This window comes from Marivivens donghaensis (assembly GCF_030410045.1).
GTDB lineage: Bacteria > Pseudomonadota > Alphaproteobacteria > Rhodobacterales > Rhodobacteraceae > Marivivens > Marivivens donghaensis.
The window spans coordinates 66291-90887 of the sequence record NZ_JAUFRA010000006.1; the positions used below are offsets into that span (position 1 = coordinate 66291).

The window sequence follows — 24597 nt, forward strand, 5'->3', positions numbered from 1 at the left end:
AACTGTGACATGCGTCTGAGCATCAAAGTTAAACTCGCCGCCACCTTTTTGTTCGTGTTTATCCTCTCGTCGATTTCGATGGGGATCGCCCTTAGGGACCTCGATAAGGTCAACCAAAACTACGACGCGGTTGTCGCTGACGAAGTTCCGGTTTTGTTGCTGATCGAAGATCTGACCCGCATTAAATTGATGGTCCGTACCACTGTTGCGGAAATTCTCATCGGTCTTCCTGATGCGCCAGCGAACCACATTCCGAACCTTCGCGCGCACTTGAATGAGCTGAATGAGGAAGCCAAGCAATATGTGGCTGAAATTCGTGCTGTCGCTACGCCGGACATGATCACGATCTTAGATAATTTCGAACAGGCCGATGCTGAAGCGCTGGCGACCGCTCAGCGTGTCATAGCATATGAACTTTCGGGTCAGGGTGATCCAGCGAACACCATGTTCCACGGCGCTTTGCGCGACGAAACAGAAAATCTGCAGAACATGCTCGAGCAACTGCATGAACTCGTTCACGGCCGCCTCGAAGCCAGCGTCGCTGCAGACCAAGCGAGCTTTGTTGCCGGTCGTCGCAATCTGATTATCATCGTTGCCGCAACGATGCTGGTGGGTGCTATTTCCGCGCTCTTCATCGTTCTGAGTATCTCGCGTCGCCTTGGTGTGGCTTCGGCAATGGCTCGTAGCGTTGCCAAAGGTGATCTTCGCAACACAATTGACGTCCAGGGCCGTGACGAGATCGGTGATCTGCAGACCGCAATCAACGACATGGTTGTAAAGCTGCGTGATATCGTCGGTGAAGTGACCCATTCGGTGCGCAACGTGAACAACGGCGCGACTCAGATGGCCGCGACCTCCGAAGAGCTCTCGCAGGGCGCAACAGAACAGGCATCGTCGACCGAAGAAGCTTCGGCTGCTGTTGAGCAGATGGCTGCGAACATCAAACAGACCGCTGAAAACGCGAGCATCACCGAACAGATGGCAACCAAGTCTGCCGAAGATGCGCGCAACAGCGGTAAGGCTGTGACCCAAGCTGTTGATGCGATGCAGACCATCGCTGAACGCATCATGATTGTGCAGGAAATCGCGCGTCAGACCGACCTGCTCGCTCTGAACGCTGCTGTTGAGGCTGCACGTGCGGGTGAGCATGGGCGTGGTTTCGCGGTCGTTGCGGCTGAAGTTCGGAAACTCGCAGAACGTAGCCAGACTGCGGCAACTGAAATCTCGTCGCTCTCTGCGTCGACAGTTCAGACTGCTGCAAGCGCTGGTGAAATGCTTCAAGGTCTTGTTCCTGACATCGAACGCACATCGTCGCTTGTCACTGAAATTTCGGTGGCTGCGCGTGAACTGGCAACGGGTTCGTCCCAGATCAACATGTCGATCCAACAGCTGGACCGCGTGACCCAAGAGAACACCTCGGCGTCCGAGCAACTCTCGGCAAGTGCGGTTGAATTGGCGGATATGTCCTCTGAGTTGGAGCGTATCGTTGGGTTCTTTGAAATGGATGGCGCTGCAGCTGAAAAACCAGCACCGCGCAAATCTGCTCCTGCTGCAAATGCTGCCAAGAAACCGATGCGTCCATCGCGTCCGCAAAAAGCTGATGGTGGGTTCGATTTCGATCTGGGTGAAGATGATCTGGATTCGCTCGACGATCAATTTGCTCGCAGCAAATCCTACTGATCCGGAGCGGATGTATGTCGACTTGCACTGACATCGTCACCTTCACAATCGACCGCGCCATCTATGGTGTCGCGGTCGATCGGGTTCGAGAGATTCTGGACATTCGTCCCATCGCACCATTGCCGAAGGCTCCGAAGTATCTGATGGGCATCATTGATTTGCGTGGGGAAAATATCCCTGTCGTCGATCTGCGTAGTTTGCTGAACCTCGAGCCGTTAGAGGACACGCCCAATACACGTATCCTCGTGACCTTGATGGACTATGGCACGGGCTCTGGCGTTGTTGGCGTGCGGACAGACCGCGTGATCGAAGTTACCCGTATGGACGACGAAGAAATTCGTCCGTTGACCGAAGCTGAATTGCTGCGGTGGGACGGTGCTGCCATCGCGGGGATCGGACGTCGCAACGGTGAAATCGTGAGCGTCCTCGACCTTGATCATCTGTTTGGTGATCCTGCACTTCTAGCTGGGGTCTCGACCTCTGCTGCGATTGACGCGGCTTGAGGATTCCACCGTGGTCATGACGTCATTGCAAACTGATACCAGCGAAAGGTTCCGGCATATCATCCGGACCCTAACTGGCATTAGCTTGCCCGCGTCAAAGGCCCCAATGATCGAACAGCGTCTGCGCAAGCGGATGGTCATGTGGCAGCTTCCTGATGTGAACAGCTACCTTCAGGCTCTCGTCAATGGACAATTGCCCGAAGATGAATTGCGTCAGGTCATTGATCTCATCACCACAAACACGACGAGCTTTTTCCGCGAGAAGGAGCATTTTGACTTCTTGCGCAGCCATATCGTGCCCGAGCTAATCGCCAATGCGGGTGTGAAAAAGGCACGCATGAAGGTTTGGAGCGCCGCGAGTTCCGAAGGTGCCGAAGCCTATACAATCGCGATGGTTCTGTCCGAGGCCTGTCGCACAGGCGTGCGATTTGACTGGGGCGTTCTGGGCACTGATATCTCGCGTCGCATGATCAAAAAGGCGACGATTGGCGTCTATGATGAAGAACAGATTTCGACCGTCGCCCCTGATTTAGCGCGGCGCTACATCATGACTGCGCAGACCCCGCGAATGGATGGCAAAGTGCGCATCGTCCCCGAGCTACGTCAGCGCGTTCGGTTCCGTCACATGAACCTGATCGATCTGTCCTACCCCGTCGACCGCGATGTATCTGTGATTTTTCTGCGCAATATCCTGATCTACTTCGATGCGCCTGACAAAGCAGCTGTCGTACAAAGGCTGGCAGACCACTTGCAGATAGGCGGTTATCTGATCGTGGGGCACGCTGAAAGCATGGTCGTTCGATGTGACAGCCTCGAACAAGTAAAACCTACAATTTTTAAGAAGATCGCAAGATGACCAGTGCCGAAATTGACCCCATCAAAGTTCTGATCGTGGACGATTCATCGTCGGCGCGCGTCATGATGCGTAAAATCGTTGAAAGCGATCCAGCGTTGAGCGTTCAGGCCATGGCGCAGGATGCCTATTCCGCAGCACGTTTGATGAAAGAGGCTTTGCCAGATGTCATCCTGCTCGACCTTGAAATGCCGGGTGTCGACGGGATCACATTCCTAAAAAAGATCATGGCGCAGCGTCCATTGCCCGTCATCATCTGTTCCTCGCTTACGCAGAGCGGATCCCAGCGTAGTGTCGAAGCAATGGAGGCGGGTGCCGTTGATGTGATCCTCAAGCCGTCGATGGCAGACGCGAAGGTATTCCAAGAGGCGTCGGCCAGAATTTGTGATGCAATCCATGCCGCTGCTCAGAGCAATCGCGCGCCTGGTCGCAGGCTCCCGCGTCGTGCGGCAGCGCCAGTTCAGCCCACGGCTAAACTCTCAGCGGATGTCATTCTACCGCCGCCTAACTTCTCGCGCCCGATCCCAAAGACTGAACCGATCGTTTGCATCGGCGCCTCGACGGGGGGGACTGAGGCTCTGCGCGAAGTCCTTTGCGCTTTACCTGCGGATGCTCCTGGGATCGTCGTCGTTCAGCACATGCCAAAAGGTTTCACCAAAGCCTTTGCGGATCGTTTGAATAGCCTCGCTCAGATCGAAATTTGCGAAGCCGAAGACGGAATGACTGTCACACAAGGGCGCTGCATCATCGCTGCGGGTGATCGTCACATGCTATTGCGCCGTAGTCCTTCGGGTTACCGCGTCCAAGTGGTGGAAGGCGAAAGTGTCAGTCGGCATCGACCCTCTGCTGATGTGCTGTTCCGCTCTGGGGCCGCGGCGGGTGGCGCGAATATTCTGGGTATCATCATGACGGGCATGGGCGATGATGGGGCGCAATGCTTGGGCGAAATCAAACGGGCGGGTGGCCACACTATCGCCCAAGACGAGGCAACTTGTGTCGTCTACGGCATGCCACGCGAAGCGGTGAACCTCGGTCACGCAAAGCAGGTTCTGCCTCTAGGCCGTCTTGCACTTTCAATCACTACATTTGCCCGTATGCACGGGTATCACGGGGCCGGCTCATGACGCATTTTACCCCTATCCAATCGCCCATTCGCGCGACAATTGACCACTTTGTTCGGCTCAGATCAGAGATCGAAACAACCTTTGTATCGACGAGCTCAAGCCTAGAAGGTGCCCTAGATCGGCTTGGTTATTTGTCGTCGGTGTTTGGCGAATTGCGCGAGGGACTCGGTGCTGAAACCGAAGCGCAACTGTCCGCATTGATCGATACCGTCAACGCGCATCTTTCGACGCTTCAGGCCAACTGCGGCAGCTTTACGACAGCATCGTCAGAACTGCATAAATCGGTGCGTCTGATTTCGTCCGAAGTCCATGAATTGGATCGCGTTGTTCGGACCATCGCCAATATTTCGATCAACGCGCGCATTCAGGGCAACAGCCTTGTTCCCGCACGTCCGCAGGTGACGGCTTTTATCGACAGGCTTGCCGCTATGTCGGAAGAGTCAGAGAACATCCTAAGCGAAATCAACGACTCGATGGCAGAAATTGCTTATGACGTCAGAGCGATGGACTACGAGCAGCGGCTGATGCTGGGCGAATTGCGCCAGAACGTTATGCCGTCCATTGCTGCGTTCTCGACCATGTCGACCAAAATTCGCGATGGTCAGGCAGGCATGGTTTCTGCCGCGCAGGACATGGATGAACAGGCCAATCAGATCGCGTCTGAAGTCGGGCGTATCATCGTGGCGCTTCAAACCGGCGATTCCGCGCGTCAGCGTATCGAGCGTGTCGAAGAGACACTGGCGATTGCGGAAACTGTTGATGGCCGCGATGCGTCCCGACTGGCTGATCTCGCGATCGCATTGTCCGAGCGTATGAAGCTTCGGACCCAAGAGGACATCCAAACGGCGATTGCCTCTTTGCGTGCCGTTCAGGAGCGTGGCGAGCAGGCTATTCTAGCGGCTTCGCGAACGACCTTGGGTGGGACTGGGCTTTCGTCGACGGCGGGTGGGAAGGAACACAAAAAGCTCGAACAGAGCTTACGCGGTAACGGTGAACACTTCGCCGCCATGAAAGGCCGCGCAGAAGCAGTCCACAACCGTTTGTCAGTTATTCTGAAACACGAAGCGACCCTGCGTGGCATCGCGCATCAGATCCGTCTGTCTGGTATCAACGCTGTGATCATCTGCGCAAAACTTGGTACTGAAGGCCGCGCACTTCGCGAGTTGGCGCATTGGCTCCGCGATTTGACGGACGAGAGCGACCTCATCATCGCGCGGCTTCAGTCGATTTTGGCCGATACGCGTGAAACGATCCGTGTCTTGACCGAAGATCGTATAGGTGGCCTCGAAAACTGCCTGTCGGATTTCTCAAACGACGGCCAGTCGCTGTTCAATATGATCGAGACAGCAAATGGGCTGATGGTTCGCACCAGTTCTGGTTTTGACGCGGCGGCCTCTTCGCTGCCAATTCAGATCGCATCGGCAACGGGTGAGTTGGAGCGCTTTAGCGAACGTCTTGACCGCCTTGGGTCGCATCTGATGGGACTGCAATTGTTCAAGGATACGGTTTCCGATCAGGGCGCGAGTGACCCTGATCGAATGTCGGACATCCTTTCATCACTCCGTTCGAAATACACCATGGAAGGTGAACGGATCATCCACGACGAACTTTTCGGTGGCGATTTCGTAACTCTCGAAGCTGTCGCCGATACCGCGCCCGACGCTGGTTCGGATGATCTGGACGATATCCTCTTTTAAACGTCTGTGAGTTCACGGGCGGCGCGTGCGATCACGAGCTCTTCGTTGGTTGGAATGACCATGACCGTTGTTCGGGACATCTCTGTCGAGATGACCTGCGCATGGGCGTCGTTCCTACTGTGATCGATTTCGATCCCCATCCATGCCGTTCGTTCGCAGACGCGATCACGGATAAAGGCTGAATTTTCACCAATCCCGCCGCAGAATACCAAGCCATCAATCCCGCCCATCGCAGCGGCCATCCCGCCCAGTTCGCGCTGAATGCGGAAGACAAAATAGTCGATTGCCTGTCGGGCCTCGAGGCTATCCGAGGCCTCTAGCGTTCGCATGTCGTTTGACAAATCAGACAGCCCAAGAAGGCCGGATTTCTTGTAGAGCATGTCTGAAATGTCGGTCGCCGAAAGGCCCTCTTGGTCCATCAGATATAGAACGACACCCGCGTCGAGTTGCCCGCATCTGGTTCCCATCGGTAACCCATCGAGGGCCGAAAACCCCATGGTCGATGCGACTGACTTGCCGTCTTGGATCGCACACATTGATGCGCCGTTCCCGAGGTGGGCAACGACTACACGACCTTGGGCGATTGTCGGCGCGATGCGGCGTAATTCGCCAGCAATGTAATCATAAGACAGCCCATGAAACCCATACCGCCGCACGCCTTTGTCGTAATAGGCGCGGGGTATCGCAAAGGTATCGTTCACATAAGGGTGGTGGCGGTGAAATGCGGTGTCGAAACAGGCGATCTGAGGCGCGTTAGGAAACGCCGCTTTGGCTGCCTTGATCCCATTGAGGTTATGCGGCTGGTGAAGGGGCGCAAACGGTTCGAGCGTGGTCAACCGCTCTAAAACTTCATCCGTGACCATCACGGGTGCATCATACCACAGTCCACCATGAACGACGCGGTGCCCTACGATATCGATCGATTGTCCATCCAGTTCTGGCTCGATTGCTGAAAGCACAGAGGTGAGCGCTTCTTGATGTGTGCTCAGACCGTCAGTTTTCGTTGGTAGGTCGAACCCCCGTTTATCCTTTAGTTTCAACGTTGCATTCGTCCCGATCCGGTCCACCAATCCCGTGACCAGCGGGTGATCGCTATCTGACGAGTAGACTGCAAATTTCAGCGATGATGACCCCGCATTCAGCGTTAAAACGGTCGTCATTTCACGTCACCTGCTTTGACGCCATTGAGCCGTGCGTCATGGAGCGCAGCAACAGCGCAGGATGCAAGGCGCGACATTTTGCTGTCAGACCGCGAGTTCAGGATCACGGGAACTTTTGCCCCTAGAACGAGGCCAGCCCCTTCGGCGTGGCTGATAAATGCGAGCTGTTTGGCCAACATATTCCCCGCATCAAGGTTGGGAACAACAAGGATATTCGCGTGGCCAGCCACATCGCCGCTTAGCCCCTTTGTACGGGCAGCACCGATGTCGACCGCATTGTCCATCGCCAGCGGGCCGTCAACTTTGCCGCCCGTGATTTGTCCGCGCTCTGCCATCTTGGACAAAAGCGCAGCGTCGATTGAGGATGGGATAGACGGATTAATGGTCTCAACAGCAGACAAAACAGCGGCAAGCGGTTCTTCGGACCCAATAGAAATCGCGAGGTCGATTGCGTTCTGAACAATGTCGACCTTGGTTTCGAGGTCAGGCGCGATGTTAATCGCGGCGTCCGTGACCATCACGGGGTGCCGCATGCCCGGAACGTCCATGACAAAGACATGGGTAAATCGACGGCCGACCCGCAGACCGTTTTGTTTGTCCAACATCGGGCGCAACAGATCGTCCGTGTGTAGATGCCCCTTCATTACGGCAGCCGCTTTTCCGTCATGGACCAGCTTGCAGGCGATCGATCCAGCTGAGTGATGGTCCGCCGCGATGATTTCAAAGGCAGATATATCTTCGCCCAGTTCGTCTGCCGCGGCTTTGATCTTGGCAGGATTGCCGATCAGGATGGGCGTGATGATGCTCTCTTGCGCCGCAAGTAGCGCGCCCCCCAAGGATTTTACTTCCTCGGGGCAGACGACCGCTGTTGCAAGTGGGGGCAGGGGCTTTGCCTTCTCCAGAAGGGCCTCAAAATGCCGATGCCTTTCGACGACGAGGCGCGGCACGTCTACGTTGTCTTGGTCAAACTTGACCGTTGGGGCATGGACCTGCGCCTCACCACGCAACACGAGGTTGCCCGTGTCAGCATGGGTGATGTCGGTGGATAGAGTGACTATCCCATCCTCATCTTTGGTGGTGACAGTGACCGTGCAGATTATTTCTTCGCCAGCATGAACGCGGTCAAAAAATTCTAGCGTCTGGCGACGATAAAGCGTTCCAGGGCCAGGCAAGCAAGTTCCCAGCACCGCGGAAATCAGTGAGGCCACATACATCCCAGGCGCGACGCTTTCGACCGAACCATCGCCGTCGCCATCGTGACGCGGCAGGTGCATCGGGTTGTAGTTCCCTGATACGTTGGCGAACACGTACAGGTCGTCTGCCGTCACCAATCGGCGGAGGGATTCGGTCTGACCGATTCTGAGTTCATCGAATGTTTTGTTTACGAGATGCATGGTGGCCCGATGGCTCCCTTGAGTTGGTGTCCGGTCGTTCCTCCCGAGAGGTCACTAGCTGTCCCCACGGGCTTTCGCTTTGACCTTAATCATAAAATTATGAAACTGGCTCGACAGTTCAACGGCTCAATCGATAATGTGGAAAAATGCTGCACAGCAGCATAAAAGTCTCAAAAGTATAGGTTGTATTTGCACTATTTGACATCAGGGTGACCTGCCGTCACGTTGACGCTCGAAACACAGGTTTCAGTTTGATGCAGGTCCATATGCTTTGGAGGAGGGATATGGACTAGCATTAATACCCCCGATCTGATCGCCCAAAAGGCTGAGCGGATCGGGGGTTTTGTATTTCTGGCCCCCTAAAATCTCGACTTTCAGGACCTTTGCGCATATCGCTGCGGTCAAAGGGGCATATGAACGTGGACGGGATGTTCAGAGTTTTACTTTGGTTGGCAAAAGGCTGTGCGATCGTGGGCGGATTGGTTCTGTCAGCGCTCATCGTGATGGTTTGCTTGTCGATTATCGGCAAAATCACTGCTGACATCTCACATGCGATGGTTGAGCGCGCTCCAGCCTTGTCCGACGGGATATTGGCGCTGGGCATTGGGCCCGTGCGCGGTGATTTCGAACTGGTCGAGCTGGGCATGGCGGTTACGATTTGCCTTTTCTTGCCCTTGTGTCAGATGACAGCAGGACATGCGCGCGTCGACCTCTTTACGCAAAACATGCCTGTGCCCGTTTTGCGCATCCTCCAAGCATTTGTTGACGTGTTGGTCGCCGCTGTACTGGTCGTGATCGTTTGGAAATTGTTCGAGGGTTTAGAGGCAAAACACCGTGCAGGCACGCGGACGACATTGCTGCAGATTCCGCTTTGGTGGGCGTATTTGGTAGCTCTCATTGGGCTGGGGCTCACGGCGCTATGCAGCCTCTACACGGCAACCGTTCGAATAGCAGAGGCACTGACGGGGCGGGCGATCCTGCCCGTTGTGGAAGGGGCGGTTCATTGAGTAACCTCGAAATCGGCCTCTGGTCGTTTCCCGCACTTCTCGGCCTCATTTTTCTGCGCGTGCCAATCGGTATTTCGATGTTCTGCGCGGGATTTGGCGGGCTTTGGTTGATGATGGGGAACCCCAACCTCGCTTTGGCAAAGTTAAAGACTGAGACCTTCACAACATTTTCCGACTACTCCATGTCAATCGTGCCGATGTTCCTCCTCATGGGGCATTTCGCATCTATTGGCGGCATGTCGCGTGCCTTGTTCAAAGCCGCAGAAAGCTGGATTGGCCATCGCCCCGGCGGGGTGGCCATGGCAGCGGTCGGGGCCTGTGCTGGCTTTGGTGCGATCTGCGGGTCCTCGCTGGCCACGGCGGCCACGATGAGCAAGGTCGCTCTGCCTGAACTCAAACGCGCTGGCTATGCAGGTGGGTTTTCGACGGCAACGCTGGCCGCAGGCGGAACGTTAGGTATCCTCATTCCGCCGTCTTTGATCCTTGTCGTCTATGCGATCCTGACCGAGCAAAACATCGCGAAATTGCTCCTTGCGGCCTTCATTCCGGGCCTTTTGGCAGCAGTTGGTTATGCCATCACCATCTCACTCTATGTGCGGCGGTATCCTGATCAAGCGGGCACGCGTCCGCCCGTGTCCTATGCGGATCGGATGCGCGAGCTGGTCAAAGTCTGGCCTGTACTCGCCGTATTCGCGACGGTTGTTGGTGGCATCTACACTGGGCTCTTCACGCCAACCCAAGGGGCTGCCGTTGGCGCGGCTGGGACGGGGATCGTCGCGGCGCTAAACGGAACCCTAGGGCGGAGTGCTATGGTCGAGGCGTTTCTGGCGACGGCAAAATCATCCGCGATGATCTATCTGATCGTATTTGGCGCGAAGTATTACAACGGCTTCCTTGCCCGATCAGGTGCACCGCAAGAGGTGTCGGAATGGCTCTTGTCCCAAGGCTACGCGCCTATCGTTATCCTGATCGCCATCCTTGTGTTCTATCTCATCATGGGCTGCGTGATGGACAGCCTGTCGATGATACTACTGACCGTCCCAATCTTTTTCCCTGCGTTGAAAATGATGGAATGGGGCATGACGACCGAAGAACTGGCGATCTGGTTCGGGGTTCTCGTTTTGATCGTGGTTGAGGTCGGATTGATAACGCCGCCTGTGGGGATGAACCTGTTCATCATCAACTCGATGGATCGTGAAACCCCGATGCCAGAGACCTATCGCGCAGTTATTTGGTTCGTGGGGTCCGATTTGATCCGCGTGGCGATTTTGCTTTTGTTCCCAGCGATCACGCTCTTTCTGATATGAAAAAGGCCGCCCGATAGAGGCGGCCTTTGACTGTAATGATGCGCGAACTTATTCTGGAAGAATACGAACGCCGCCCTTTGCTGCCGATGATGCCAGCATTGCGTAGGCCTTGAGCGCGGTCGATACTTGACGCTTGCGTGGCTCTGCGGGTTTCCAAGGAAGCGGGCCTTTTGCTTCACGGCGTGCGGCCAGAGTCGCTTCATCAACAGCGAGGTTGATGGTGCGGTTCGGGATATCGATCTCGATGGTATCGCCAGTTTCGACCAGACCGATCAGGCCGCCTTCTTCGGCTTCAGGGGAAACGTGGCCGATAGACAGGCCCGAAGTGCCGCCCGAGAAACGGCCGTCGGTGAGGAGCGCGCAGGACTTACCCAAGCCTTTGGATTTCAGGTAGGACGTCGGGTAGAGCATTTCCTGCATGCCCGGGCCGCCGCGCGGACCCTCGTAGCGAATGACTACGACGTCGCCTTCGACCACTTTGCCCGTCAGGATGCCGTTCACAGCATCGTCTTGGCTCTCATAGACCTTGGCTTTGCCAGTGAACTTGAGGATCGAGTCGTCAACGCCTGCCGTTTTCACGATGCATCCGTCCAGCGCGATGTTGCCGTACAGAACGGCAAGGCCGCCATCTTTGGAGAACGCGTTTTCTACCGAGCGGATCACGCCGCCTTTGCGATCACGGTCGAGCTCTTTGTAGCGGTTCTGGGTCGAGAACGCTTCGGTCGTGCGAACACCACCCGGTGCAGCGCGGAAGAATTCGTCCACTTTCGGGTCGTTGGTGGTCATCACGTCCCACTTTGCAATGGCTTCGGCCATAGTGGGGGTGTGAACGGTGCTGACGTTGCCGTGCAGCAGGCCGCCGCGATGCAGTTCGCCAAGGATCGCCATGATGCCACCAGCGCGGTGCACGTCCTCCATGTGAACGTCCGCTTTTGCAGGGGCAACTTTGGACAGGCACGGAACCTTGCGCGACAGACGGTCCATGTCCGCCATCGTAAAGTTCACTTCGCCCTCATGAGCGATAGCGAGAAGGTGGAGGACGGTGTTGGTCGAACCACCCATCGCAATATCGAGCGACATTGCGTTCTCAAACGCTTCAAACGTCGCGATGTCACGCGGTAGAAGCCCCGGTTTCTCTTCTTCGTAGTGGGCTTTGGTGATTTCAACGATCTTGCGACCCGCCTCGAGGAAGAGTTCCTTGCGATCCGCATGCGTTGCGAGAACCGAACCGTTACCCGGCAGAGCAAGGCCGAGCGCCTCAGCAAGGCAGTTCATCGAGTTCGCGGTGAACATACCAGAGCACGAGCCACAGGTCGGGCAGGCGGCTTTCTCAATCGCGTCAACTTCTTCATCAGTATATTTGTCGTCAGCTGCAGCAACCATCGCGTCAACGAGGTCGAGCGCGTGCTCTAGATCGCCGATCTGAACCTTGCCAGCTTCCATCGGGCCGCCAGATACAAAGATCACGGGGATGTTCAGGCGCATTGCCGCCATCATCATACCCGGGGTGATCTTGTCACAGTTCGAGATACAGACCATCGCGTCAGCGCAGTGCGCGTTCACCATGTATTCGACCGAGTCAGCGATGATTTCGCGGCTAGGGAGCGAATAGAGCATCCCGTCGTGACCCATCGCGATGCCGTCATCGACCGCGATCGTGTTAAATTCTTTTGCAACGCCGCCTGCTTTTTCGATTTCGCGGGCGACCATTTGACCGAGGTCTTTGAGGTGAACGTGACCCGGAACGAACTGGGTGAACGAGTTCACGACTGCGATAATCGGCTTACCAAAATCACCATCGGTCATGCCTGTGGCACGCCAAAGACCACGGGCACCTGCCATGTTGCGGCCATGGGTGGATTTACGAGAACGGTAATAGGGCATTGGGACATCCATCTGTTGCGCGTTGACTAGATATAACGTCACAAAGCCGATGAACAGGGTTTCGCGGCGATTTCCTGTTTGGCCCAGAACTTGCACTTTCATTGGCAGATCAGGTCAAAGGGAAACGCGTGCAACGTCGTGATGTCATAACAGGATTGATAGTAGGTTTAGCGATGCCATTCGTCGCGCGTCCTGCTATTGCGACCACTGGGAGCATTCTGGCACGCGGCGCTGGGCCTTTGATTGACCTCGACACAGGCGCGAGCCTTTACGAGATGTACGATCCAGAACCTGAACCGTCGCTGGAAGGGCCGATGGGCCAATCGCCTCAGGTCGACTTCGCCGCGGGAACGCCCGTTCTCAATATGTGGAATATCCACACGGACGAACGCATCGCGGTGCGCCCTGTGCAGGCGACAGGTGTCGATCATACGGCGCTGGATCAAGTGAACCGCTTTATGCGGGACTGGCGTAGAAACGAAGTCAAACCGATTGATGCAAACGCTGTGGTAGGTCTGCTTGAAATCCAAGAGCAAGCCCGTCGCCAAGGGTTTTCGGGCGACATGCGTTTTCTCTCTGGCTACCGCAGTCGTGCAACCAATGACGCTATCCGCGCGGCGGGGGCCAATGCTGCGCGCAATTCGCTTCATATTCAGGCGAAGGCAATTGATTTTAGCCTGCCTGGAGTGTCGGTCCGCGATACGATCCAACTCGCCAAAGGGCTGCACATGGGTGGGGTCGGGGGCTACGACACATTTGTGCATGTCGACACGGGTCGGGTGAGGTTTTGGGGCACAGCCGCCTAACGTGGTGCCACGCCCCGTTTGCAACCTCGCGCTTTCCTGTTAAAGCCGTTTTGCTCACGGCCAAGGAGACTATCATGACCGCCCGTATCGACGCCTGCTTTGCGAAAGCCCGTGCCGAAAATCGTCCTGTTCTGGTGACTTACACCATGGCGGGTGATCCGGATGCGGAAACCTCTCTCGCTATTCTGAAAAACGTTGCAGCGTCTGGCGCGGATATCGTCGAGTTTGGCTTGCCCTTCACAGATCCAGTTGCCGATGGTCCTGCCATTCAGGCGTCTGGCCTGCGCGCTCTTGATGCGGGGCAAACGACCGTTAAGACGCTCGATCTGGTGCGTGAATTCCGCAAGGATTTCCCAGATACTCCGGTCATCTTGATGGGCTACTACAACCCGATCTATTCCTACGGCCCCGAGAAATTCGTCCTCGATGCCAAATACGCTGGCGTTGACGGCATGATCGTCGTGGATGTCCCTGCTGAGGAAGATGACGAACTTTGCATCCCCGCGATGAAACAGGGTTTGGCTTTCATTCGTCTCGTTCCGCCGACTGCGGACGATAAACGCCTTCCTGTCATTCTGAAGAATTCTTCGGGCTTTGTTTACCACGTGTCGATCAACGGCATTACGGGCGCGGCAACACCAGATTATTCGGTCGTGTCGACCGCGTTGGAGCGTATCCGCAAATATACTGACCTGCCGATTGTCGTGGGCTTTGGCGTTAAGACGGGTGAACACGCTGCAGCGCTGGGCGAACATGCCGATGGCGTGGTTGTGGGCACCGCGCTGGTCAACCAAATCGCATCGACCTTTGGCGCAGGTGATACCGCTACGGCCGCGACCGCGACTGCCGTCAATGACATGGTTGCTGATCTTGCCGCTGGTGTGCGTCGCGCCAAAAGCAACTGATCTGCGCACAGCCGCACATAAATATCAGTAGCCCGTAGCAGTGCTGCGGGCTATTTCTTTGCCCGACTAAGGGGGATTTCCGAATGGCACCGATCGTACGGGTTAATGACCTGCGCAAAAGCTACGCCTCACGGTTTGAAGCGCTCAAGGGCGTCACGCTCGATATTGAAGAGGGCGAAATCCTTGCGCTCCTCGGGCCGAATGGAGCGGGTAAAACCACGCTGATCTCGACGATCTGCGGCATCACGATGCCATCGTCGGGGACAGTGACCGTTGGCGGCCATGACATCCTCAAGGACTATCGTGCTGCGCGGTCGATGATCGGATTGGTGCCCCAAGAGCTTAGCCTCGAAGCGTTTGAAACCGTTTTCAACGCGGTTAGTTTTTCGCGCGGCCTCTTTGGAAAATCGCGTAACGACGCTTTGGTGACGGACATTCTGCGCCAGCTTGGTTTGCTCGACAAAAAAGACACCAAGATTATGGCCCTTTCGGGTGGTATGAAACGTCGTGTTCTGATTGCCAAGGCGCTCGCCCACGAACCGCGAGTTCTGTTCCTAGATGAACCGACCGCGGGTGTAGACGTTGAGTTGCGTAAAGACATGTGGGCGGTGGTTGATCGGCTTCGTCAGGATGGCGTGACGATCATTCTGACCACCCACTACATCGAAGAGGCCGAGGCCATGGCTGACCGCGTCGCCGTGATCGACAAGGGCCAGATTATGCTCGTTCAGGACAAAGATGCCTTGATGAGCCACATGGGGCAGAAAGAACTGATCGTTCAGTTGGATCAACCTTTTGTGGGCGACATTCCAGATGCACTCAGTGCCCATGGGCTTGAGGTGATCGAAGAGGGCGCGCGCCTGCGCTACGTCTACGACACAAAGGCCGACCGCACGGGCATCACGTCCCTTTTGAATGACCTTCAAAAAGCGGGGCTTCAAATGGTGGATATGGAAACACGGCAAAGCAGCCTCGAAGAGATTTTCGTCGGTCTGGTCAAAGGAGACGCAGCATGAACTATCAAGCAATGCGTGCGATCTACATTTTCGAAATGTCGCGCTTTTTCCGCACTTATCGGCAGAGCTTCCTCGCGCCAGTTATCTCAACCTCGCTCTATTTCATCGTGTTCGGCGCGGCGATTGGCAGCCGTATCGATCAGGTCGAGGGCGTCAGCTATGGCGCATTCATCGTGCCGGGTCTGATCATGCTGTCAGTCATGACCCAAGCGACCTCTAACGCATCTTTCGGGATATATTTCCCGAAATTCACGGGCTCGATCTACGAACTCCTCTCGGCGCCGATCAACTTCCTTGAGGCTACAGTGGGCTATGTCGGGGCGGCAGCGTCTAAGGCCCTCATTATCGGGGCAATCATCTTTGTCACCTCGTTTTTCTTTGTCGATGTTCAGGTGATGCATCCCTTGGCGATGGTCGCGTTTTTGATCCTAACCTGTCTGTCGTTCTCTCTGCTGGGCTTCATCATCGGGATTTGGGCTGGGAATTTTGAGCAACTGCAGATCATCCCACTGCTGATCATCACGCCGTTGGTGTTCCTCGGGGGGAGCTTCTACTCGACCACCATGTTGCCGCCGTTTTGGCAGGCCGTGACTCTTTTGAACCCAGTTCACTATCTGATTTCTGGGTTCCGCTGGTCGTTCTTTGAACAGGCAGATGTTCCTGTTGGCGTGTCGCTCATGGCGATTGCGGCGTTTACCGCGCTGTGCCTCGGTGCAATTGCGTGGATATTCCGCACGGGTTGGCGCATTCGTTCGTGACGGCGGCTTGTTACGGCTGGACCTCGTGCCTATCTGTCATCGTATGAAACGCTGGATACCCTTTGTGAAATCAGGCCCCCGTGTCGCCGTCGTTCGGCTTCAGGGGCAAATCTCCAATTCGTCGCGCGGGCTAGATGATGTCAGCCTCGCGCCTGTGATCGAAAAGGCGTTTCGCGGTAAACCCGATGCGGTTGCGCTGCAGATCAACTCACCCGGCGGATCACCTGTTCAGTCGTCGTTGATTGCCGGACGCATTCGCCGATTGTCCGAAGAAAAGGACATCCCCGTTTTCGCTTTTGTCGAAGACGTGGCGGCATCGGGCGGTTACTGGCTGGCCTGCGCTGCGGACGAGATTTTCGTGGATCGCGGTTCGATCGTTGGGTCCATTGGCGTGATCTCTGCAGGCTTCGGCTTTAGCGATCTAATCGGTAAATATGGCGTAGAGCGGCGGGTTCATACGGCTGGTAAGTCCAAATCTCAGCTCGACCCGTTCAAGCCTGAAAACCCAGAGGACATCGAACGTCTGCGCGGCTGGCTGGATGACTTGCATGTCTATTTCATCGACTATGTAAAATCCCGTCGCGCGGGAAAATTGACTGAAGGCACGGATCACTTCACGGGCGAGATCTGGATCGGCCAGCGTGCCGTCGAAAACGGTCTAGCGGATGGCATTGGGCATTTGGTGTCAGTGATGAAAGACCGTTTCGGCGATAAGGTCACGTTCCGACGCTACGAACAGCGTCGTTCGCTGTTCCAACGGTTCGGTGCCCAAGCGGCACAGGATGTGATCGCGGGCGTTGAAGAACGCGCATCCTTTGCGCGGTTTGGTTTGTAAATGTTGGTGCGCGCCGTCTTTTTCTTTCTGATTTTCATGGTCGTTTTGGCCATGTTCGGAAAGTGGCGCTTCCCTGGGCAGGATCGCATTGCATCTGCCAAATGCCCGCGCTGCGGAAAGTTTCGCATCGGCAAATCCCGATGTGGCTGCAAAAAGGACTAAGGTTTTATGGATTGGGTGCTGACGTTTGCAGGTTTGATTATCCTGCTGCTGGCGGGCGATGCTTTGGTCAAAGGGGCGGTGAATCTGTCCCTGCGACTAGGGGTGCCTGCGCTGGTCGTCTCGCTGACGATTGTGGCCTTTGGCACCTCTGCCCCTGAATTGCTGATTTCGGTTCAAGCCATTTTGGATGGCGTTCCAGAGCTCGCTTTGGGGAATGTCGTAGGGTCGAATACGGCGAATATTTTGATCGTCTTGGGTATTCCAGCGATGATCGCGCTTATGCACACCAGCCACTACGATACCCGCGCCAGCTATCTGCAAATGCTCGCGGGTACTGCGTTGTTTATCGGCCTATGTTTTACGGGACCGATCACTTGGGTCAAAGGTCTGATCCTCATCGCTGCTTTGGCGTTGATCTTGGGGCATACCCTTTTGGAGACGCTCAAGCACCGTGCTCAATCGTCTGAAGATGAGGCGGTCGAGGGCGCTGACCCAAGCATGACTTGGAAGAAGATCATTGCGTTTTTGACAGTGGGTTTGGTTGGTCTGCCTTTGGGGGCGAACATCTTGGTCGAAGGCGCGACGAACATCGCCGTTCGTTATGGGGTCAGCGATGCAGTGATTGGTCTGACCCTTCTGGCTGTCGGCACGTCGCTGCCCGAACTTGCGACGACCGTCATGGCATCCCTGCGTCGTCAGGCGGATGTAGCGTTGGGCAACGTCATCGGGTCGAACATGTTTAACCTTTTGGCAATCGTCGGGCTGTCGAGCTTTTTTGGCGACATCCCCGTGCCCACAGAATTCCTAACCCGCGACCTGTGGGCGATGGCTGCCGCATCTCTTTTGTTGATCCCATTCGTCTTTTTCAAACGTGATCTTGGCCGGATTGCAGGCATTGCCTTGACCGCGCTGTATCTGGCCTATCTCTTTGTCCTGTTGTGACAGGAGTTCGATGATGAAGCGCGCATTGGTAACCGGAGCAGGTGCTCGTTTGGGTCGTGATATGGCCCTCTATTTGGCAGAGCGCGGCTATGATGTTGCTGTGCACTACGCGAGCAGCAAAGAAGGTGCCGAGGAGACGGCAATGGCTATTCGGGCAATGGGTCGATCCGCGGTCACGCTTCAAGCTGATTTGCTGATCGAAGCCGAAGTACAAGATTTGTTGCCAAAAGCAGCAGAGGCACTGGGCGGCCCGATCACCTGTTTGGTGAACAATGCGTCAATCTTTGAATACGACAACATCCATACTGCGACGCGCACTAGTTGGGATCGGCATATGGAGTCGAACCTCCGCGCGCCCTATGTCCTGACTCAAGCATTAGCCGCGCAGGCCCCTGATCCGATCGTGGATGATATGGGGGAACCAGTCGCGCAAAGCTTGGTCGTCAATATGATCGATCAGCGTGTCCGGAAATTGACGCCAGAATTTTCGACCTACACCATCGCCAAAATGGGGCTTTGGGCGCTGACCCAAACGGCGGCCCAAGGTCTTGCTCCGAAAGTCCGTGTAAACGCGATCGGACCTGGCCCGACGTTGCAGGGCGGGCGGCAGACCCTCGATCACTTTCAGCAGCAACGCCGTTCCACGATTTTGGAGCGTGGATCGAACCCAAAAGACATATGTGCGGCGTTGGGTTTTCTGGTCGACTCGGTCGCTGTGACGGGCCAATTGATCTGCGTCGACGGCGGTCAGCACCTAGGTTGGAAAACGCAAGATATACTTGGGGTCGAGTAACAATCTCAAAGATTGCGCGACAAGTTGTGCACTTTGTCAAAATACCGACATGAAACTGTTACTTAATCCTGTGTTTTCAGGTGTTTGAACGGGTGGAAAATTTTTTATCGTTTAATTTCAGGTATTTATTATATTGATTAAAAAATAGGCAAACTAAGGAGTGAGCCGAAAAATAAGGATTTTTTCCATCTGTGCGGCATCACTCCACAGAGTTATCCACAGTTTCAGTGGATGCCTTTCCCCTTGCCGACGGGGATGTAAAATTGCAGCGAACCAAAGAATCACAGGCTTGTGAAGTGAACGACGACAGTGACGCCCCTCTGACCGGATACGACCGCATCGCGGCCTATTTGAAAACGCTCGATGGTTCACCGGGCGTGTATCGAATGTTGGATGAAGAAAGTCGCGTTTTGTATGTGGGAAAAGCGCGAAACCTGCGTAATCGGGTGTCGAACTATGCGCGTCCTGGTAATCACTCGGGCCGTATCGCGCGGATGATTTCGGAAACGGCGTCGATGATGTTCCTGACGACGCGGACGGAAACTGAGGCGCTTCTACTAGAGCAAAACCTTATTAAGCAGCTCAAGCCGCGCTACAACGTGCTGCTGCGCGACGACAAATCGTTTCCGAATGTGCTGGTGACCGATCACGCGTTTCCGATGGTTAAAAAACACCGTGGTGCGAAGAAAGAGAAGGGCCAGTATTTCGGGCCTTTTGCGAGTGCTGGGGCGGTAAATCGCACCCTAAGTCAGCTCCAAAGAGTCTTTTTGCTCCGCAATTGTACCGATAGCCAGTTTGAGGGACGCACCCGCCCGTGTCTGCAATATCAGATCAAACGCTGCACGGCTCCCTGTGTCGGCTATATCACCGAGGCCGAATACCGAAAGTCGGTCAAAGATGCGGCTGATTTTCTATCGGGCAAAACTGCTCAGATCCAAGAGAACCTCGCCGCTGATATGATGGCGGCGTCAGAGGCGATGGAATTCGAACGTGCCGCCTCCCTGCGCGATCGGATCAAGGCGCTGACCCAAGTTCAAACGGCCCAAGGGATCAACCCTCGGACGGTGGCAGAGGCAGATATCATCGCGCTCCATACCGAAAACGGGCAAGCCTGTGTGCAGGTGTTCTTTATTCGCGCGAACCAAAACTGGGGCAATTTCGACTTTTACCCGCGGATCAGTGGAGACGAAGATTTGGCGGAAGTGATGGAGGCATTCGTCGGCCAGTTCTACTCAGACCGCGATCCGCCAAAGGCACTCATCTTGTCTCATGGCCTCGATAACGAAGATCTGATGGCTGAGGCGTTGGCCGAGAAAGCAGGGCGCAAGGTCGAGATCACTGTCCCGCAGCGCGGCGAAAAGGCCGAGCTGGTCAGCAACGCGCTCCGCAATGCGAAAGAGAGCCTTGCGCGGAAAATGTCCGAAAGTGCTACGCAGATGAAACTACTTCGTGGCATCGCTGAGGCATTCGACCTCGACGCGCCGCCAGAGCGCATTGAGGTTTACGACAACTCCCACATTCAGGGCACCAATGCCGTTGGCGCTATGATCGTCGCAGGGCCTGACGGGTTCATGAAATCGCAATACCGTAAGTTCAATATTCGGGGCGATAGCATCACACCGGGTGACGATTTTGGCATGATGAAAGAAGTGCTCACGCGTCGATTTGCGCGCCTTCAAAAAGAAGACCCTGATCGGACGTCGGGCAACTGGCCGGACCTTCTGCTGATTGATGGTGGTGCAGGGCAGGTGTCTGCGGTGCAGGAGATCATGGACCAGATGGGCGTCGCTGATGTGGCGATGGTCGGTGTCGCAAAAGGCGTTGATCGTGATCACGGCAAAGAAGAGTTCTACCGCACAGGTCAGCGTCCCTTTGCCCTGCAGCGCAATGATCCCGTTCTCTACTTCATCCAGCGTATGCGCGATGAGGCACACCGTTTCGCCATCGGCACCCACCGCGCCAAACGGTCCAAAGCGATTGGTGTGACGACCTTGGACGATATTCCAGGGGTTGGTGCGACACGTAAACGCGCTTTGCTTGCGCACTTTGGCAGCGCTAAAGCCGTTCGGGGCGCGAATTTGTCGGATTTGCTGGCTGTTGACGGCATTTCGAGCGCGATGGCCGAGACGATTTACGCCTACTTTCACGAAAATGGCTGAACAACCCTACGGTGGTTCAATGTGGGGGCTGTTCGCCGTCGCAGCCGCCCGTTAAGAAGAGGCATGGGACGAAAGGGGGCGATTATGAAGTGGACCTTGCCGAATACCTTGACCGTGTTGCGCCTGTTGGCTGCGCCGGGTGTGGCATTGATGTTCCTATACTTCGCACGTCCATGGGCCGATTGGTTCGCACTGGTCCTGTTCGTGCTGGCCGCTGTGACCGATTTTCTGGATGGCTATCTCGCTCGCGCGTGGAAACAAGAAAGCAAAATCGGCGCAATGCTGGACCCTATTGCGGATAAGGCGATGGTCGTGATTGCGCTCATGGTCATCACGGGGTTCTCTGGTATGAACCCGTGGTTCCTGTTGCCCGCGACAATCATCATGTTCCGCGAAGTGTTTGTGTCTGGTCTGCGCGAATACCTTGGGGATACGGCGGGTCTTTTGAAAGTGACCAAGCTGGCCAAATGGAAAACAACTGCACAGATGGTGGCGATTTCGATCCTGTTTTCTACAGGAGCATTCGAACATCACGCGCTACGCGATGTGGCCTTTTTGGACTACGCGCGGCACAGTTGGTATCTGGGTGTCGCCATTTTGTGGGTCGCCTCTATCCTGACGTTTATCACCGGTTTGGACTATTTCCGAAAAGCTCTGCCGTATCTAAAGTAGTCGCATGATTGATATCCTTTACTTTGCATGGGTCCGTGAACGGATCGGAGTGCCCCGCGAACAAGTCGCAACAGATGCGGCGACAGTTGCTGAACTGATCGAAGAGCTCAAAGCCCGTGAAGAGCGGTATGCGCTGGCGTTTTCTGACCTGCGCGCGCTGCGTGTGGCCGTTGATCAAGAACTGACAGATTTCGATGCTTCGCTGGCCGGCGCGCGCGAAGTCGCGTTTTTCCCGCCGATGACAGGTGGCTGATGACCGTTCGCATCCAAACCGAAGTCTTTGACGCGGGCGCGGAACTGAACGCCTTTACCGACACCGTTGCAGGTGCAGGCGCGGTTGTGAGCTTTACTGGTGTGGTGCGCGATGTGGACGGTGGCCTCGTCGCAATGGAGATCGAACACTATCCGGGCATGACCGAAAAGGCGATTGCCGCGATTGTGTCAGAGGCTCAGTCGCGCTGGGATTTGGCAGGGGCCTTGGTGATCCATCGTCATGGTCGTTTGACTGCTGGCGATCAGATTATGATGGTCGCAACGGCATCGCGTCACAGGGTCGATGCGTTCCAAGCCGCCGAATTTCTCATGGACTACCTGAAATCGCGTGCGCCGTTCTGGAAGAAAGAGATGACCCAATCTGGCGATGGCTGGGTTGAGGCGCGGGACGAAGACGAAGCCGCTCTCGACCGCTGGTAAGAAGTACCTCAAATTCTATTCAATTCCGTTTCCTTTACCGCGCTTTAGGTATCGGTCGGCCAATCTCTATCCGTTGCAAAGGATGGACTATATGGCTGCCGCAGAACCACAGACCCCGCTCGATTATGCTGTGTATGCGCGGGACAGAGACGTGATGAATATGGTGCGCAAGTCTCTCGCTGCGGGACAGGCGCAACTGGCCTTTCAGCCTGTCATAGCGGCGGCGGATGGCACCACCGTCGCATTTTACGAAGGGCTGATCCGTCTGCGCGATAGCACAGGCCGAATTATCCCTGCGGGTCAGTTCATGGGCGAGGTCGAAGAGACCGTCCTAGGTCGCGAAATCGACTGCGCGTCGTTGCGACTGGGGTTAGAGGTTCTGCGTAATAATCCGACGATGCGTTTGGCGGTTAACATGTCGGCGCGGTCATTGGCGGATGGAAAATGGCGCAGAACCCTGACGGCAGGCTTGAACCGAGGGCGCGATATCGGGCCGCGGCTGATCCTTGAAATTAGTGAAACTTCTGCGATGCAGCTTCATGAGGTGTTGATCCGCTTTATGGAGGACATGCAGCCCTATGGCGTGAATTTCTCCCTCGATGATTTCGGCGCGGGATTGATCGCGTTTCAGCGGCTCAAAGATTTCTACTTCGATATGGTGAAAATTGATCGCTGTTTTATCCATAACATTCAGGACTCGCCCGACAATCAGGTCATGGCTGAAGCGTTGATCACCGTGGCCCAGCAGTTCGAGATGTTTGCTGTGGTTGAGGGTGTGGAAACGGCAGCAGAGGCAGAATTGCTCTGTGACATGGGAATCGATTGCTTGCAGGGCTATCATTTCGGTGCGCCGCGACTCTCAATCTAAAGTCTATCTATATTAGCTGCGTCGCAGCGAAATAATGTTGCGCCAAGCAGGCATAATTTGTACATAGATGCCGATGGTGATCAGCAAATTGCCGTTTTTCTGAGCCTTAGAGGAGAGGATTCTCATGACCAATATCGTAATCGCGTCTGCCGCACGAACTGCTGTTGGCAGCTTTGGCGGTTCCTTTGCCAATGTTCCTGCGCATGAACTAGGTGCTGCTGTGCTCGAAGCGGTTGTCGCGCGCGCTGGAATTGAAAAAGGCGAAGTGGATGAGACCATCCTTGGTCAGGTTCTTACCGCTGGTCAGGGCCAAAACCCTGCACGTCAGGCACACATCGCTGCGGGCCTGCCGATTGAATCCGCTGCTTGGGGCCTTAACCAGGTTTGTGGTTCGGGTCTTCGCGCGGTTGCTCTTGCTGCACAGCACATCATGCTCGGCGATGCGTCGATCGTTGCTGCTGGCGGTCAAGAAAACATGTCCCTCTCGGCTCACTGTGCTCACATGCGCAACGGCACCAAAATGGGCGACATGAAGCTGATCGACACCATGATCAAAGACGGCCTGTGGGATGCATTCAACGGCTACCACATGGGTCAGACCGCTGAAAACGTTGCAAACCAGTGGGGCATCACCCGCGAAATGCAGGACGAATTCGCGCTTGCGTCGCAGAACAAAGCGGAAGCAGCGCAGAAGGCTGGCAAATTCGACGACGAAGTCATCGCGTTCACCGTCAAAGGCCGTAAGGGCGACACCATTGTCGACAAAGACGAATACATCCGCCACGGCGCGACCCTTGAAAGCATGCAGAAACTGCGCCCAGCTTTCACCAAAGACGGCTCTGTCACTGCAGGTAACGCATCTGGCCTGAACGACGGTGCGGCAGCCGTTCTGCTGATGACCGAAGAAGAAGCCGTTCGCCGTGGTCTGACACCGCTGGCACGCATTGCGTCCTACGCGACCGCTGGCCTCGACCCGTCGATCATGGGCTGTGGCCCGATCCCGTCGTCGAAGAAAGCACTGGCCAAAGCTGGATGGTCGGTTGGCGATCTCGACCTCGTCGAGGCAAACGAAGCCTTTGCTGCACAGGCTTGCGCCGTGAACAAGGACATGGGCTGGGATCCAGCAATTGTGAACGTAAACGGCGGCGCAATCGCAATCGGTCACCCGATTGGTGCATCGGGCTGTCGTGTTCTGAACACCCTGTTGTTCGAACTTCAGCGCCGCGATGCGAAAAAGGGTCTCGCTACCCTTTGCATCGGCGGTGGCATGGGCGTCGCAATGTGTGTTGAACGCCTGTAACATTCGGCGTTTACTCTACGTCAAAGGGGTTCAGCGCGCTGGGCCCCTTTTTTGTTCGATGCGGCATTGCAGCGCAATA

Annotated in this window: 23 protein-coding genes; 20 read left to right on the forward strand and 3 right to left on the reverse strand. The window is 55.6% G+C overall.

Features of this window, described 5'->3' with window-relative positions; translation table 11 throughout:
- Positions 1-9: 9 nt before the first annotated feature.
- The 5 genes from QWY83_RS09855 to QWY83_RS09875 are packed head-to-tail and all read left to right on the forward strand — an operon-like array spanning position 10 to position 5857.
- On the forward strand, positions 10-1680 hold the full coding sequence (locus QWY83_RS09855; protein WP_249946019.1) for a methyl-accepting chemotaxis protein: 1671 nt from the start codon (positions 10-12) through the stop codon (positions 1678-1680).
- A 14-nt stretch (positions 1681-1694) separates the two neighbouring features.
- Positions 1695-2183 carry a chemotaxis protein CheW gene (locus QWY83_RS09860; RefSeq protein WP_249946018.1) on the forward strand — a complete coding sequence of 163 codons (489 nt, stop codon included), beginning with the start codon at positions 1695-1697 and terminating at the stop codon, positions 2181-2183.
- Positions 2184-2199: 16 nt separating this feature from the next.
- A complete protein-coding gene (locus QWY83_RS09865; protein WP_249946017.1) occupies positions 2200-3039 on the forward strand; it encodes a CheR family methyltransferase in 840 nt (279 codons plus the stop codon).
- Complete coding sequence (locus QWY83_RS09870) at positions 3036-4160, forward strand: protein-glutamate methylesterase/protein-glutamine glutaminase (protein ID WP_249946016.1); 1125 nt, start codon at positions 3036-3038, stop codon at positions 4158-4160. Before QWY83_RS09865 ends, QWY83_RS09870 begins: the two co-directional genes overlap by 4 nt.
- Entirely contained in the window at positions 4157-5857 is a 1701-nt protein-coding gene (locus tag QWY83_RS09875) for a hypothetical protein (RefSeq protein WP_249946015.1), read from the forward strand. The genes QWY83_RS09870 and QWY83_RS09875 overlap by 4 nt, the downstream gene beginning before the upstream one ends.
- Here the strand turns inward: QWY83_RS09875 and QWY83_RS09880 are convergent.
- Positions 5854-7017, reverse strand: coding sequence for an acetate/propionate family kinase (locus QWY83_RS09880; RefSeq protein ID WP_249946014.1), 1164 nt, complete (start codon positions 7015-7017; stop codon positions 5854-5856). The genes QWY83_RS09875 and QWY83_RS09880 overlap by 4 nt on opposite strands.
- Positions 7014-8411, reverse strand: coding sequence for a bifunctional enoyl-CoA hydratase/phosphate acetyltransferase (locus QWY83_RS09885; RefSeq protein ID WP_249946013.1), 1398 nt, complete (start codon positions 8409-8411; stop codon positions 7014-7016). Before QWY83_RS09885 ends, QWY83_RS09880 begins: the two co-directional genes overlap by 4 nt.
- A gap of 428 nt (positions 8412-8839) precedes the next feature.
- Between QWY83_RS09885 and QWY83_RS09890 the strand changes: the two genes are divergently transcribed.
- Both QWY83_RS09890 and QWY83_RS09895 read left to right on the forward strand, forming a co-directional pair.
- Positions 8840-9418 carry a TRAP transporter small permease gene (locus QWY83_RS09890; protein ID WP_249946012.1) on the forward strand — a complete coding sequence of 193 codons (579 nt, stop codon included), beginning with the start codon at positions 8840-8842 and terminating at the stop codon, positions 9416-9418.
- A complete protein-coding gene (locus QWY83_RS09895; RefSeq protein WP_249946011.1) occupies positions 9415-10725 on the forward strand; it encodes a TRAP transporter large permease in 1311 nt (436 codons plus the stop codon). The genes QWY83_RS09890 and QWY83_RS09895 overlap by 4 nt, the downstream gene beginning before the upstream one ends.
- 48 nt (positions 10726-10773) lie before the next feature.
- Here QWY83_RS09895 and ilvD read toward each other — a convergent pair whose 3' ends face one another.
- Positions 10774-12609 carry a dihydroxy-acid dehydratase gene (gene ilvD / locus QWY83_RS09900; protein ID WP_249946247.1) on the reverse strand — a complete coding sequence of 612 codons (1836 nt, stop codon included), beginning with the start codon at positions 12607-12609 and terminating at the stop codon, positions 10774-10776.
- A gap of 173 nt (positions 12610-12782) precedes the next feature.
- On the opposite strand from ilvD, the gene QWY83_RS09905 reads away from it, so the two are divergent.
- From QWY83_RS09905 to QWY83_RS09965, 13 genes are all read left to right on the forward strand, one after another.
- Positions 12783-13415: a YcbK family protein gene (locus QWY83_RS09905; RefSeq protein WP_249946010.1), complete on the forward strand. Its 633-nt coding sequence runs from the start codon at positions 12783-12785 to the stop codon at positions 13413-13415.
- 74 nt (positions 13416-13489) lie between these two features.
- Positions 13490-14320, forward strand: a complete 831-nt coding sequence (gene trpA, locus QWY83_RS09910) for a tryptophan synthase subunit alpha (RefSeq protein ID WP_249946009.1) — start codon at positions 13490-13492, stop codon at positions 14318-14320.
- A gap of 83 nt (positions 14321-14403) precedes the next feature.
- Entirely contained in the window at positions 14404-15336 is a 933-nt protein-coding gene (locus QWY83_RS09915) for an ABC transporter ATP-binding protein (protein WP_249946008.1), read from the forward strand.
- A complete protein-coding gene (locus tag QWY83_RS09920; RefSeq protein WP_249946007.1) occupies positions 15333-16094 on the forward strand; it encodes an ABC transporter permease in 762 nt (253 codons plus the stop codon). The genes QWY83_RS09915 and QWY83_RS09920 overlap by 4 nt, the downstream gene beginning before the upstream one ends.
- A 43-nt stretch (positions 16095-16137) precedes the next feature.
- Positions 16138-16929, forward strand: coding sequence for a S49 family peptidase (locus QWY83_RS09925; RefSeq protein WP_249946006.1), 792 nt, complete (start codon positions 16138-16140; stop codon positions 16927-16929).
- Between the two features lie 168 nt (positions 16930-17097).
- Complete coding sequence (locus QWY83_RS09930; RefSeq protein WP_249946005.1) at positions 17098-18033, forward strand: calcium/sodium antiporter; 936 nt, start codon at positions 17098-17100, stop codon at positions 18031-18033.
- A 13-nt stretch (positions 18034-18046) separates the two neighbouring features.
- Positions 18047-18826 carry an SDR family oxidoreductase gene (locus QWY83_RS09935; protein ID WP_249946004.1) on the forward strand — a complete coding sequence of 260 codons (780 nt, stop codon included), beginning with the start codon at positions 18047-18049 and terminating at the stop codon, positions 18824-18826.
- Positions 18827-19089: 263 nt separating this feature from the next.
- Entirely contained in the window at positions 19090-20985 is a 1896-nt protein-coding gene (uvrC, locus tag QWY83_RS09940) for an excinuclease ABC subunit UvrC (protein WP_435404513.1), read from the forward strand.
- 84 nt (positions 20986-21069) lie between these two features.
- A complete protein-coding gene (pgsA, locus tag QWY83_RS09945) occupies positions 21070-21657 on the forward strand; it encodes a CDP-diacylglycerol--glycerol-3-phosphate 3-phosphatidyltransferase (RefSeq protein ID WP_067550312.1) in 588 nt (195 codons plus the stop codon).
- Positions 21658-21661: 4 nt separating this feature from the next.
- Entirely contained in the window at positions 21662-21910 is a 249-nt protein-coding gene (gene moaD / locus QWY83_RS09950) for a molybdopterin converting factor subunit 1 (RefSeq protein WP_249946003.1), read from the forward strand.
- The gene (locus QWY83_RS09955; RefSeq protein ID WP_249946002.1) at positions 21910-22350 is read left to right on the forward strand and encodes a molybdenum cofactor biosynthesis protein MoaE; all 441 of its coding nucleotides are present in this window, start codon (positions 21910-21912) and stop codon (positions 22348-22350) included. The genes moaD and QWY83_RS09955 overlap by 1 nt, the downstream gene beginning before the upstream one ends.
- Before the next feature lie 91 nt (positions 22351-22441).
- A complete protein-coding gene (locus QWY83_RS09960; protein WP_249946001.1) occupies positions 22442-23218 on the forward strand; it encodes an EAL domain-containing protein in 777 nt (258 codons plus the stop codon).
- A gap of 124 nt (positions 23219-23342) precedes the next feature.
- Complete coding sequence (locus QWY83_RS09965) at positions 23343-24518, forward strand: acetyl-CoA C-acetyltransferase (RefSeq protein ID WP_105235867.1); 1176 nt, start codon at positions 23343-23345, stop codon at positions 24516-24518.
- Positions 24519-24597: the final 79 nt, after the last annotated feature.